The sequence below is a fragment of the Bacteroidales bacterium genome, assembly GCA_016709865.1.
Lineage (GTDB): Bacteria > Bacteroidota > Bacteroidia > Bacteroidales > VadinHA17 > LD21.
This window is the reverse complement of record JADJLX010000002.1, coordinates 658,351-671,224: the sequence shown is the minus strand read 5'-3', so window position 1 is coordinate 671,224 and position 12,874 is coordinate 658,351. Positions and strand designations below refer to the sequence as shown.

The 12,874-nt window shown below is 40.5% G+C and carries 12 protein-coding genes; 11 read left to right on the top strand and 1 reads right to left on the bottom strand.

What is annotated here, in order from left to right:
* The first annotated feature begins 11 nt into the window (after positions 1-11).
* From IPJ16_04865 to IPJ16_04855, 3 genes are all read left to right on the top strand, one after another.
* Positions 12-3,152, top strand: a complete 3,141-nt coding sequence (locus tag IPJ16_04865; protein MBK7626521.1) for an efflux RND transporter permease subunit — start codon at positions 12-14, stop codon at positions 3,150-3,152.
* 23 nt (positions 3,153-3,175) lie between these two features.
* Complete coding sequence (locus IPJ16_04860) at positions 3,176-3,469, top strand: hypothetical protein (GenBank protein MBK7626520.1); 294 nt, start codon at positions 3,176-3,178, stop codon at positions 3,467-3,469.
* Between the two features lie 296 nt (positions 3,470-3,765).
* Complete coding sequence (locus tag IPJ16_04855) at positions 3,766-4,443, top strand: hypothetical protein (protein MBK7626519.1); 678 nt, start codon at positions 3,766-3,768, stop codon at positions 4,441-4,443.
* 129 nt (positions 4,444-4,572) lie between these two features.
* Here the strand turns inward: IPJ16_04855 and IPJ16_04850 are convergent, their stop codons facing one another.
* Positions 4,573-6,729: an elongation factor G gene (locus IPJ16_04850; protein MBK7626518.1), complete on the bottom strand. Its 2,157-nt coding sequence runs from the start codon at positions 6,727-6,729 to the stop codon at positions 4,573-4,575.
* Positions 6,730-7,147: 418 nt separating this feature from the next.
* On the opposite strand from IPJ16_04850, the gene IPJ16_04845 reads away from it, so the two are divergent.
* Genes IPJ16_04845 through rplB form a run of 8 tightly spaced genes read left to right on the top strand, consistent with a single transcriptional unit; the run spans position 7,148 to position 12,868 of the window.
* Complete coding sequence (locus IPJ16_04845; GenBank protein ID MBK7626517.1) at positions 7,148-7,522, top strand: 30S ribosomal protein S12; 375 nt, start codon at positions 7,148-7,150, stop codon at positions 7,520-7,522.
* A gap of 19 nt (positions 7,523-7,541) precedes the next feature.
* On the top strand, positions 7,542-8,018 hold the full coding sequence (gene rpsG, locus IPJ16_04840) for a 30S ribosomal protein S7 (protein MBK7626516.1): 477 nt from the start codon (positions 7,542-7,544) through the stop codon (positions 8,016-8,018).
* A 30-nt stretch (positions 8,019-8,048) separates the two neighbouring features.
* Positions 8,049-10,151 (top strand): elongation factor G, encoded by a 2,103-nt coding sequence (fusA, locus tag IPJ16_04835; GenBank protein ID MBK7626515.1) that lies wholly within the window; start codon positions 8,049-8,051, stop codon positions 10,149-10,151.
* Positions 10,152-10,154: 3 nt separating this feature from the next.
* Positions 10,155-10,460, top strand: coding sequence for a 30S ribosomal protein S10 (gene rpsJ / locus IPJ16_04830; GenBank protein ID MBK7626514.1), 306 nt, complete (start codon positions 10,155-10,157; stop codon positions 10,458-10,460).
* A 21-nt stretch (positions 10,461-10,481) separates the two neighbouring features.
* The gene (gene rplC / locus IPJ16_04825) at positions 10,482-11,102 is read left to right on the top strand and encodes a 50S ribosomal protein L3 (GenBank protein MBK7626513.1); all 621 of its coding nucleotides are present in this window, start codon (positions 10,482-10,484) and stop codon (positions 11,100-11,102) included.
* Positions 11,102-11,731, top strand: coding sequence for a 50S ribosomal protein L4 (rplD, locus tag IPJ16_04820; GenBank protein ID MBK7626512.1), 630 nt, complete (start codon positions 11,102-11,104; stop codon positions 11,729-11,731). Before rplC ends, rplD begins: the two co-directional genes overlap by 1 nt.
* Before the next feature lie 13 nt (positions 11,732-11,744).
* Entirely contained in the window at positions 11,745-12,035 is a 291-nt protein-coding gene (rplW, locus tag IPJ16_04815; GenBank protein ID MBK7626511.1) for a 50S ribosomal protein L23, read from the top strand.
* 8 nt (positions 12,036-12,043) lie between these two features.
* Positions 12,044-12,868 (top strand): 50S ribosomal protein L2, encoded by an 825-nt coding sequence (gene rplB, locus IPJ16_04810; protein ID MBK7626510.1) that lies wholly within the window; start codon positions 12,044-12,046, stop codon positions 12,866-12,868.
* Positions 12,869-12,874: the final 6 nt, after the last annotated feature.

Sequence of the window (12,874 nt, the reverse complement as noted above, 5' to 3'; positions counted from 1 at the left end):
AATATAACAATATGAGTATATATAGTACTTCTGTAAAACGACCTGTAACTACCATCCTGATATTTGTCGGTCTGATGGTAATGGGTCTCTATTCCCTGGTTCAGCTTCCGGTTGATCTTTATCCCGAAATGGAACTTCCATTCGTAGTTGTAATGACCACCTATCCGGGGGCAAGTGCATCTGATATTGAGTCAAATGTTACCAGGCCAATTGAAAACACTTTAAACTCAGTAAGCAAGTTGAAGGAAATAACATCAACTTCAAGTGACGGAACTTCAATCGTCTTCATGAACTTTGAGTATGGTACGAATCTCGATGAAGCCTCCAACGACATCAGGAGCAGCCTTGGTTTTGTCGAGAGAGCTCTCCCCGAGGATTGTGAGAAGCCGGCCATTATTAAGTTCAGTACAAGCATGATGCCAATAATATTTTATGCTATAACTGCTGATGAGAGTTATGCCGGACTTGAAAAAATCCTTGATGAAAAGATTGTTAACCCCCTCAACAGGATTGAAGGAGTAGGATCGGTTGCATTAACCGGAGTGCCCGGAAGAAAAGTCTATATTGATGTTGATCCAAGGAAAATGGAGGCTTATAATCTGACCATTGAACAGATCGGAAATATCCTCAGGGCAGAGAATATGAATTTGCCCGCAGGTTATGTTGAGATGGGTGAAACCGATTATCCCTTGCGTATTCAGGGCGAATTTCCCGAGAGTGATGTGGTTAAGAATATTGTTGTCAGCAACTTCAATGGCGCCAGTGTATACCTTAAAGATATAGCCGAAGTAAGGGATACTATCCGTGAATCGAAGTTTGATACAAAGATTAATGGTGCCAAGGGAATGTCGATGTTTGTTCAGAAACAATCGGGTGGTAATACTGTAAAGGTAACCAGGGAGATAGAAAAAAACCTTGAAATCCTTAAGAAGGAACTTCCTCCGGATGTTAAAATTGAGAAGCTCTTCGACAGTGCAACATTTATAAAGGACTCAATAAGCAACCTTTCAGAGACCCTGATGTATGCTGCTATATTTGTGATCCTGGTGGTCTTATTCTTCCTTGGCAGATGGAGGGCTACATTTATAATTATTCTTACAATTCCGATTTCACTAATTGTAGCATTTATTTACCTTTTTGTAACTGATGCATCTATTAATATTATCTCACTTACATCATTGTCAATAGCGATCGGTATGGTGGTGGATGATGCTATTGTGGTTCTTGAGAATATAACAAAACACATTGAACGGGGAAGCCAGCCCAGGGAAGCTGCTATTTATGCAACAAATGAGGTATGGCTTGCTGTTATCGTTACAACATTAACAGTAGTGGCAGTTTTCTTCCCGTTAACATTTGTTACCGGTCTTACAGGAGTACTCTTCAAACAGCTGGGTATGATCGTTACAATTACAATCGTTACATCTGTTTTTGCTGCTATTACTCTTACCCCGACTTTAAGTGCTCTTTTACTTAAATGGTATCCCATTAATAAAAATGCAAAATTCTGGACATATGACGGAAGTATCAGAAAAGGTCTGGATAAACTCGACCACTTTTATGAAAAAACACTCAGGTGGTCACTTCGCCATAAGACTATGGTTTCCATTCTGTCTCTGATAATTTTTATTGCCTCTATGAGCCTATTCAGTGTTATAAAAACTGAATTCTTTCCACAGGCCGATGAATCACGTTTATCTGCAACAATTGAGCTTCAGACTGGTACAAGAGTTAGTCAGACTCTGATTACATCAGAAAAAATAGATCAATTGCTTAAGACCAAATATCCGGAGGTTCAGATTATCTCAACTGCAACAGGTTCGGACGATCAGGGAGGATTCGCATCAATTTTTTCAGGAGGTGGAAGCCATAAGATTACATACAGTCTGAGTCTTGTTCCAATCGAAGAGAGAAGCAAATCCAGTTTTGACCTTGCGGATGAATTGAGGGCTGATCTGGCTAAAATGCCTGAAGTTGTTGACTTTACTGTAAGCACAACTGATAACATGGGAAGCTTCGGAGGAAGCACAGTGGATGTTGAAATATATGGTTACAACATATCTGAGACTAACCTTGTTGCTGAAGAACTTGCAGAAAAAATCAGAAATATTCCAGGGGCAAAGGATGTTACAATCAGCCGTGATAAATCCAAACCTGAACTCCAGATAGTATTTGATCAGAACAAGATGGCCGCTAATGGGCTTAATACGGCGATGGCTTCTATGGCTGTTAAGAACAGGGTTGATGGTATGACTGCAACCAGACTCCGTCAGTTTGGTGACGAGTACGATGTTGTCGTAAGATTTAAAAGAGATGCCACAAGTACTATTACGGATATAGAAAATATTGGCATTACTAATCCGATGGGTCAGATTGTCAGACTAGGTGAGATTGCAGAAATAAAAGAGTTCTGGTCTCCGCCAAGTATAGAGCGTAAACGAAAAGAACGAATAGTAAGGGTGTCATTTACTCCATTTAAAAGATCATTAACTGACCTTCAGGTGGATGTTCAGAAAGCAATCGACGAAACAGTTAAACCCGCTGGAGTTATGGTACAGATCTCAGGTGCAATTAAAGAACAGATGGATGCTTTTATGGATATAGCCATGCTGATCCTAATAAGCCTTGTCCTGGTATACCTTATTATGGCTTCACAATTTGAATCTTTAAAGATGCCTTTCATTATCATGTTCTCAATACCGTTTGCATTCTCGGGAGTGGCAATTGCACTGTTTGTATCCGATACTGCTCTTAGTGTAATTTCCGGTATCGGAGCAGTGATGTTGATTGGTATAGTTGTTAAAAATGCTATCGTACTTGTCGATTTCATTAACCTAATGCGTGAAAGAGGCTATGAACTCTATGAAGCAATTGCGATTTCAGGCCGTTCACGACTCAGACCGGTAATTATGACCTCTGCAACAACTATACTTGGTATGTTCCCTCTGGCGCTTAGTACAGGCTCGGGTTCAGAACTATGGAGCCCCATGGGTGTAGCTGTTATCGGCGGACTAGTATTCTCAACAGTTGTAACACTTGTCCTCGTTCCTGTTATTTATGCTATATTTTCAAAGCACGGGGAACGAAATAAGAACCTAGCTGTCTATTCTCATTTTGATTTCATGAATGGCGATGGGGACAAAAAACAATAATTGATAATTATAAATAATTGATTATGAAAGCAATAATGATAATATATAATCAGGCTCATACCGAAAAGGTTGAATATATGCTTGATAAGCTTGGGATTAAAGGTTATACCCTTTGGGAGAATGTACAGGGGAGGGGTAGTAATACCGGTGTACCTCACATGGGAACACATACCTGGCCTGAAATAAACAAGAGCGTCCTTACTATAGTTGAGGATGATATTGTTGATACAGTCCTTGATAAAGTAAAAAGGATAGATGCTATAAATGAAGAAGTAGGTATCAAAGCATTTGTCTGGGATATACTCAAGATGGTATAGGGTTACCAATCTGCTTTTTTAAAGGCTGACATTAGTGTCAGCCTTTTTTTATCTTTATAAGGTGTACATCAACAGTTATTTATACAAAAAAAGCAACAGTTGAATATGAATAAGTTTGAAAAAAGGGGGTATGAGTTGAAAATAATATAAAATAAGACGATGTACCCCCCTTGAGAAAGGGGTATAAAAGCAAAAAAAGATATAAAATAGATATTGTACCCTAATTTAAATAGGGTCTAAATAAAAAAAGACTATATTTGCATCGAAGTTTTATTAATAATTTAAAATTTAAGAAAATGGAAAAGAAAAAGATGTTTTTTATGGGGTTGGTTATGATGTTGATTTGTTCCTCAATCGGAGTTCAGGCACAGGAAACCATTCAAAAGTCTAAATTCACTGCCGGTGCAGATCTCTACTCTAATTATATATTCAGGGGAACCAAGTTTGGTAAAGGACCATCTGTCCAACCCAGTGTAAAATACATCAACGGAGGATTTACAGCAGGTGTTTGGGGGGCATTTGATGCAAGCGGGTATGCAGAAGCAGATCCATATGTTTCTTTTGCATTTCCCTTTGGATTGAGTTTGGGAATAACAGATTATTACTATCCCGGACTTGAATTGTTCGATTTCTCAGAAGCTACGGGAAGCCAGGCGATAGAGATTAACTCAGGTTTTACAAAAGGAGGACTTTCACTTAGCGCCAACTATATAATTAATGAAGCTGGTGGTGCAGCCTCGGCTGGTGGCGACATGTACTTTCAGGCAGGTTATGCTTTTACCAGTTTCAGCCTTTTTGCAGGTGGCGGTAACGGATGGCATACCAAAGACGGTGAATTTGACCTGTGTAACGTAGGTTTAAGCACATCTAAAGAGATCAAGCTTTCAGACACTTTCTCAATTCCGGTTCTTGGACAGATAATTGTTAATCCCGACAGAGAACAGTTATTTATTGTTGTCGGTTTTTCATTTTAGCAAATAATATAATAGTATATAAACGCTTTACCTGAACCTAAACTATGCAAAAGAAAAGGCTGTCCGATGTGGGCAGCCTTTTCGATATAAAATATGTTGTAGTGTAGGGTCGCGACCCTTCCTTACATATTATTCTTCATCCTCTTCAGCTGAGTAAGCTTTGATAACAGCATCCTGAACATCGCCCGGAACCTGTGCATATTCAGCGAATTTCATTGTGTACATCGCGCGACCGCCTGTAATTGAACTTAAAGCAGTTGAATACTTGTTCATTTCTGCGAGAGGTACTTTCGCCTTTATGACTTCAAAGCGTTTTTCGCTTGCCATACCCAGAACCATTCCGCGACGGCCCTGAAGGTCGCTTATAACATCACCCATACGGTCTGATGGAACAAAGATCTCAACATCATAAACCGGTTCAAGGATCTTCGGTCCGGCAATTTTAAATGCCTGACTGAATGCATTTCTTCCGGCCAGACGGAAAGATATTTCGTTTGAGTCAACCGGGTGCATCTTACCATCATAAACATATACCCTGATATCGCGGGCATATGAACCAGTAAGCGGACCGATCTCCATTTTTTCCATAATACCTTTAAGTATAGCAGGCATAAAACGTGCATCAATAGCTCCACCAACAATACTATTGACATAAACAAGTTTACCTCCCCACGGAAGTGTTATCTCCTCCTTGTCGCGTACTGATATTTTTATCTCTTTGCCATTGATCTTCTGCATTGTGACTTCTTTTGAACCCTCTTCAAATGGTTCAATAATCATATGTACCTCACCAAACTGGCCTGCACCTCCTGATTGTTTCCTGTGACGGTAATCAGCTGCCGCCGATTTCGTAATTGTCTCGCGATAAGGAATTTTGGGTGCATTGAAGTTCGTATGTATCTTATATATATTATCAAGGTGCCACTTCATAATATTAAGATGGTATTCACCCTGGCCATGAACTATAATCTGTTTTAGTTCTTTTGAGTATTCAATTATGATTGTCGGATCTTCAAGGTGTATCTTATTCAGTGCTTCACCAAGTTTCTCATCATCACTCTCACTCTGAGCCTTAATGGCAGTCCGGTATTTTGGCTCAGGAAACTTAACACCTTCAAATTTCCAGTCATTTCCAGGAACACTTAAGGTATGTCCGGTTTTTGTGTTCTTCAGTTTAACAAAAGCACCTATATCACCAACATTAAGTTCAGGAACCCTTGTTCTGTTCTTGCCTGCGCAGACATATAACTGTGAAAGTCTTTCTTTTGAACCGTTGTTTGAGTTGACAACATCAAGGTTCTCAGTAATCTTACCTGAGAATACCCTGAAATAGTTGATCTCACCGATATGCTCTTCAATTGATGATTTGAAGACATAAACTGAGGCTGCTCCGGCAGGATTTGGTTTTATTTCGGCTCCCTTGTTGTTTTTCTGTGCAGGCATATCTGCGATTGACGGGGCTTCATTTATTATAAACTCCATCAGACGATCTACACCAATGTTGTGTTTTGCTGAGATACATAGAACAGGAAACAAACCTCTTTTTGCAATACCTTTTGATATGCCTTTCTTTATTTCATCCTCTGTGAGAGTATCATTTGTAAAGAAAAGCTCCATAAGTGCTTCGTCACTTTCAGCTGCCTTTTCAACAAGCACTCCATGCAGTTCAGCTGCTTTGTCAGCCTGATCTGCTGGAATATCAAGTATTTCAGCTTTGCCGCCGTCTTTTGCATAACGGAGCATCTTCATTTTGAAAACATCAATTACTGAATTGAATCCTACTCCTTCATTTACAGGATATTGTACAATCACAATATTTGAACTCAGGCGTTCCTTAAGCATCTCTATTGCTTTCTCGTAGTTGGCTTTTTCGTGATCGAGCCCGTTTACCACAAGTATTACCGGTTTGTTATCTTTTTCAGTATGTCTGAAATGGATCTCAGTACCAACTTCAACACCATTCTGAACGTTGATTGTCATAACAGCACAATCTGAAGCGAAGAGTGAAGAGATAACCCCCCCGCTGAAATCATCAAGACCCGGTGTGTCTAAAATGTTTATCTTACTATTCAGAAATTCGGTATAAAGTACAGTTGAGAATAATGAGTTTCCATTTTCGTGTTCGATCGGACGATAATCAGAAACTGTGTTTTTTCCTTCGATAGTACCTCTTCTTTCAATTACACCTCCGTTAAAAAGCATTGCCTCTGCAAGAGTGGTTTTACCTGATTCGGAGTTACCCAGCAGTGCAATGTTTTTAACCTGGTCCGCCTGATATGTTTTCATATTTTTCTGTAGATTATATGTTATACTTATTTATTATATATCAAAGTGAGGAGGGACAAAAATAATAATTTTTTAAAAACAGCATAGGAAAGAGGTGATAATTCGAAATTTTTTATTTCCTTTGCACCAGTTTTTTGAAATACAGGAGTACCGGTTTTTCTTTCATCGTAAGTTTACAAAACGTTTTTCGCAGGGAAAGGTCGGGAAGGAACCTGTTAATAACTTACATTTTTAAGTAAGATATATTGTTTTTGATCATGCTCTAATACCTGAGTATTGGCTGTAATCAGGTGTGTGAAACATGCGTAATGGATTGTTTTAAAAAAAATTCCAAACTTGTTTGTGAATTAAGAAATAAAAACAATACCTTTGCAAACCATTTTTTTGAGTAAAATTAATGCTAAAATAAATTGGATATATGCCGACAATTCAGCAATTAGTAAGAAAAGGCAGGAAAAAACTGGTAGATAAAAGTAAAGCACCTGCATTGGATTCATGCCCACAGAGGCGGGGAGTATGCGTGCGTGTTTATACCACAACACCAAAGAAACCTAATTCAGCAATGAGGAAGGTAGCCAGGGTAAGGCTTACCAACCAGAAGGAAGTTAACGCCTATATTCCGGGAGAAGGTCACAATCTCCAGGAACACTCTATCGTACTGATAAGGGGTGGCAGGGTTAAAGACCTTCCGGGCGTTCGTTACCACCTTGTGCGTGGTGCGCTCGACACATCAGGAGTTGATGGCCGTACTCAGAGAAGATCAAAATATGGTGCCAAAAGGCCTAAGAAGTAACAGTTAAAGGTATAAGATAATGAGAAAGTCAAGACCAAAGAAGAGGATTCTGTTACCGGATCCAAAATACAAAGATCCGTATGTAACAAGGTTTGTGAATAATCTTATGTTCAGTGGTAAAAAGAATCTTGCTTTTAAGATTTTCTACGACTCACTTGATATAGTCGGAGATAAGTTTAAAAGCGAAGGCAAGACTCCGCTTGAAATCTTCAAGCAGGCTCTTGATAATGTAACCCCGCAGGTTGAGGTTAAAGCCCGCAGGGTTGGTGGTGCAACTTTCCAGGTGCCGATGGAGATCAGAACCGACAGGAAAGTGGCTATCAGCATGAAAAATATGATATCATTCGCACGAAAGAGAACCGGTCATTCGATGGCTGAGAGGCTTGCCGCAGAACTTATGGCAGCTTACAAGCTTGAAGGCGGTGCATATAAGAAGAAAGAAGATACTCACAGGATGGCTGAAGCTAATAAGGCTTTTGCTCATTTCCGGTTTTAATTGAATAAAGAGGCAGAAGGAACAGAGTAGATGGATAAGAACCTGAAATATACAAGAAACATCGGAATCATGGCTCACATTGATGCCGGTAAGACCACAACTACAGAACGTGTTCTGTTTTATACTGGTCGTACCCATCGTATGGGTGAGGTACATGACGGTAATGCAACGATGGACTGGATGGTTCAGGAGCAGGAGAGAGGAATAACAATTACATCTGCCGCTACAACAACTTACTGGAAATACAGGGGTGATGATTATAAGATTAATATAATTGACACTCCCGGTCACGTTGATTTTACAGTGGAAGTTGAAAGATCATTAAGAGTACTCGACGGTGCTGTTGCAGTTTTCTGTGCTGTTGGTGGTGTTGAGCCGCAGTCTGAAACAGTATGGAGACAAGCAAATAAGTATGTTGTACCAAGGATTGCATTTATTAATAAGATGGACCGTGCAGGTGCTGATTTCTTCAGTGTTGTCCAGCAGATCCAGGAAAAACTCGGAGCTAATCCGGTACCTATACAAATTCCGATAGGTGCAGAGGAGAACTTCAAAGGGTTTATCGACCTTATTACAATGAAGGCAACCGTTTATTATAATGATGAGAACAGCGCTACAAGCTTCCAGATAGAAGATATTCCTCAGAATATGAAAGAGGAAGCCGAGGAGTGGAGAGGCAAGCTTATTGAAGTTGTTGCCGGTGTAGACGATACACTTCTTGAAAGATATCTTGAAGATCACGAATCAATTACTGAAGAGGAGATAATGACTGCTCTGCGTAAAACAGCTATCAGTGGTGTGGCAATCCCTGTTATCTGCGGTGCGGCTTTCAAAAATAAAGGTGTTCAGAGTCTTCTTGATTCTGTTATCGCTTATCTTCCGAGTCCTGTTGACAAAGGCTTTGTAACAGGTATCGATCCCAGAAATGATGAAGAGATTACACGCGAGCCTGACGATGAAGCTCCATTGGCAGCTCTCGCATTTAAAATAGCTACAGATCCTTTTGTTGGTCGTCTTGCTTTCCTCAGAATTTATTCAGGAACACTTAAAGCAGGCGATACAGTATTAAATGTGCGCACAGGAAAAAGAGAACGTATAAACCGTCTTTTCCAGATGCATGCCAACAAACAGAATCCGAAAGAGAGTATTTCGGCTGGCGATATTTGCGCAGGTGTTGGATTTAAAGATCTCAAGACCGGCGATACATTATGTGCCATCAACAAGCCGATCTTACTAGAAACAATGGATTTTCCGGAACCGGTTATTGGTGTGGCAATCGAGCCTAAAACTCAGGCTGACGTTGATAAACTGTCAATGGCCCTCAATAAACTTGCTGAAGAAGATCCTACATTCCAGGTCAGAACTGATCCGGATAGCGGCCAGACTGTAATACACGGTATGGGTGAACTGCATCTGGAGATTCTCGTTGACCGTCTGAAGAGGGAATTTAAAGTTGAATGTAACCAGGGAGCACCACAGGTTGCGTACAAGGAGGCTATTACAACTGTTGCGGAATTCCGCGAAGTATTCAAGAAGCAGTCAGGAGGTCGCGGTAAGTTTGCCGACATGACTTTCGACTTAGGTCCGACTGATGAAGGTGTAAGAGGTCTTCAATTCGTAAATGAGGTTAAAGGCGGACATATTCCAAAAGAGTATATCCCTGCTATTGAAAAAGGATTCCGCGAAGCAATGGTCAACGGACCGCTCGCAGGCTTCCCGCTCGATAACCTTAAAGTAGTACTCAAAGACGGTTCATACCATCCGGTTGACTCTGATGCACTTTCATTTGAGATTGCTGCCAAACAGGCTTTCAGGAAATTCGCATCAAAATGCAATCCTGTTATCCTCGAGCCAATTATGTCTACAGAAGTTGTTACTCCTGAAGAATATGTTGGTGATGTTATCGGCGATTTCAACAGAAGAAGAGGCAGGGTGGAAGGTATGGAATCGAAAGCAGGCGCAAGGGTTGTTAAAGCAAAAGTACCTCTGGCCGAGAAATTCGGTTATGTTACAGTACTTAGGACCCTTACCTCGGGAAGAGCAACTTCAACAATGGAGTTCTCTCATTACGAAAAGGTACCTGCAGAAATATCAAACAAGATTGTAGAAATTACAAAAGGAAAAATTCTTTAAAAGATGAGTCAGAAAATTCGTATTAAACTGAAATCTTACGATCACAACCTGGTGGATAAGTCTGCCGAGAAGATCGTAAAAACAGTAAAATCTACTGGTGCAGTGGTTAGCGGTCCTATTCCGCTTCCTACCCACAAAAAGATTTATACAGTTCTTCGTTCGCCGTTTGTTAACAAGAAAGCAAGAGAACAGTTTCAGCTTTCATCGTACAAGAGGTTGCTTGACATTTACAGTTCAACACCTAAAACAATCGATGCACTGATGAAACTTGAGCTTCCAAGCGGAGTTGAAGTAGAAATTAAAGTGTGAAACCAGTAAAGGAATAAAGAGATGCAGGGATTAATTGGAAAAAAGGTAGGAATGACATCCATTTTTGATGAAAATGGAAAGAATATTCCATGTACGGTTCTGCAAGCCGGTCCATGTGTTGTTACACAGATTAAAACAGTGGAAAAAGACGGCTACTTTGCTGTGCAGTTAGGATTTGAAGATAAAAAGGAAAAGCATACTACAAAAGCTGAACAGGGCCATTTCAAAAAGGTCAATACAACACCAAAAAGAAAACTTGTTGAATTCACAGGTTTCGGTGTTGATCAGTGTAAGGAAGGCGAAGTACTAACAGCAGAGCTTTTCTCTGCCGACTCAATAGTCGATGTAAGAGGATGGTCAAAAGGAAAAGGTTTCCAGGGTGTTGTTAAACGTCACGGCTTTGCCGGTGTTGGCGGACAGACCCACGGACAGCATAACAGGGGCAGGGCACCCGGATCACTCGGAGCTTCATCTTTCCCTTCAAGAGTATTGCCTGGCATGCGAATGGCCGGACGTACCGGAGGAAACAAGGTGATGTCGATGGACCTTAAAGTTGTAAAACTTATGGCCGAGAACGATATAATTATAGTAAAAGGATCAGTCCCGGGTCCAAAAGGTGGTTACGTAATAATTACAAAATAATGGAATTAACGATTCTTAATACTAGTGGTAAGGAAACCGGAAGGAAAGTTAATCTTGACGATTCAATTTTCGGTATTGAACCTAACGACCATGCCATTTATTTGGATACAAAGCAGTTTCTTGCCAATCAGAGGCAGGGTACTCATAAAGCCAAAGAGCGTGGTGAGGTAGCTGGAAGTACCAGGAAGATAAAGAAACAGAAAGGTACCGGTACTGCACGTGCAGGTAATATCAGAAACCCACTCTTTCGCGGCGGAGGCCGTATCTTCGGTCCTAAACCAAGATTCTATGGTTTTAAACTTAACAAGAAGGTTAAACAACTGGCCAGAAAATCAGCACTTTCTTATAAGGCATCCACAAATAATATTATTGTACTGGAAGACTTCTCATTAGAGACTCCTAAAACAAAGGAAATCATCAATATGGGGAAAAACCTGAATTTTACAAATAAAAAATCAGTATTTGTTTTACCGGAACAAAATAATAATATATATTTGTCATCCCGAAATGTACAAGGGGTTGAAGTTGTAATTGCCAGTGAATTAAGCACTTACAAGATAATGAAGGCTTCAACTCTGATACTGGTGGAGAGTGCAGTTGACGTTTTGCAGGCAACTTTTGATAACTAGAAAAATTTGAGTGATGAATATTTTGCTTAAACCGATTGTAACGGAAAAAATGACAAGCCAGGGCGATAAATTTAATCGCTATGGTTTTCTCGTTGCTAGAAACGCTAATAAATTGCAGATTAAGAAGGCCGTGGAAGAATTGTACTCTGTTACAGTTGACTCGGTTAACACCATGCGTTATGGCGGAAAAATAAAATCCCGTAATACAAAATCGGGTCTTCTCATAGGAAAAACAGCAGCAACTAAGAAAGCTGTAGTTACCCTTGCAGAAGGAAACAAGATTGATTTCTATAGCAATATTTAATATCCTATATGGCAGTCAGAAAGATCAAACCTGTAACACCAGGTCAGCGACACAAAATCGCAAGCACTTTTGACACAATCACAAGTGCTACGCCGGAGAAATCCTTACTTCGACCGCTGAGTAAAACCGGAGGAAGGAACGTTAACGGCAAACGGACTATGAGATACATCGGAGGCGGTCACAAGAAGATGTACAGAGTAATCGATTTCCTCAGGGAAAAAGATGGAATGCCTGCAACAGTGAAAACAATTGAATACGATCCTAATCGTACTTCAAGAATTGCACTTGTTGTTTATAAAGATGGTGAGAAGAGATATATTGTAGCTCCTACAGGGCTTCAGGTCGGTCAGACTCTGATGTCAGGTGCAGAAGCTTCTCCTGAAATCGGAAATACATTGTTCCTGAGTGATATACCTATGGGTACTATCATTCATAACATTGAGATGAAACCAGGAAAAGGCGGAGCAATAGCCCGCAGCGCAGGAACATATGCACAGCTTTCTGCCCGCGATGGTAAATACGCTACTATCAAACTCCCTTCAGGTGAAACAAGAATGATCCTTACAACTTGCCGTGCTACTATTGGTACAGTATCGAATGCCGACCATAACCTTGAGAGATCAGGTAAGGCAGGCCGTTCACGCTGGCAGGGACGTCGTCCAAGGGTTAGAGGTGTTGTTATGAACCCGGTTGATCACCCGATGGGTGGTGGCGAAGGAAGAGCTTCCGGCGGACATCCAAGATCACGCAAGGGAATTCCTGCAAAAGGTTTCAAGACCAGAGACAAGAAGAAGTACTCTGCAAAACATATTATTGAAAGAAGGAAAAAATAACTGATA

Bases quoted from the DNA above. Each gene is read 5' to 3' on its own strand.
- IPJ16_04865 (MBK7626521.1), top strand. From the start codon at position 12: ATGAGTATATATAGTACTTCTGTAAAACGACCTGTAACTACCATCCTG.
- IPJ16_04860 (MBK7626520.1), top strand. From the start codon at position 3,176: ATGAAAGCAATAATGATAATATATAATCAGGCTCATACCGAAAAGGTT.
- IPJ16_04855 (MBK7626519.1), top strand. From the start codon at position 3,766: ATGGAAAAGAAAAAGATGTTTTTTATGGGGTTGGTTATGATGTTGATT.
- IPJ16_04850 (MBK7626518.1), bottom strand. From the start codon at position 6,729: ATGAAAACATATCAGGCGGACCAGGTTAAAAACATTGCACTGCTGGGT.
- IPJ16_04845 (MBK7626517.1), top strand. From the start codon at position 7,148: ATGCCGACAATTCAGCAATTAGTAAGAAAAGGCAGGAAAAAACTGGTA.
- rpsG (MBK7626516.1), top strand. From the start codon at position 7,542: ATGAGAAAGTCAAGACCAAAGAAGAGGATTCTGTTACCGGATCCAAAA.
- fusA (MBK7626515.1), top strand. From the start codon at position 8,049: ATGGATAAGAACCTGAAATATACAAGAAACATCGGAATCATGGCTCAC.
- rpsJ (MBK7626514.1), top strand. From the start codon at position 10,155: ATGAGTCAGAAAATTCGTATTAAACTGAAATCTTACGATCACAACCTG.
- rplC (MBK7626513.1), top strand. From the start codon at position 10,482: ATGCAGGGATTAATTGGAAAAAAGGTAGGAATGACATCCATTTTTGAT.
- rplD (MBK7626512.1), top strand. From the start codon at position 11,102: ATGGAATTAACGATTCTTAATACTAGTGGTAAGGAAACCGGAAGGAAA.
- rplW (MBK7626511.1), top strand. From the start codon at position 11,745: ATGAATATTTTGCTTAAACCGATTGTAACGGAAAAAATGACAAGCCAG.
- rplB (MBK7626510.1), top strand. From the start codon at position 12,044: ATGGCAGTCAGAAAGATCAAACCTGTAACACCAGGTCAGCGACACAAA.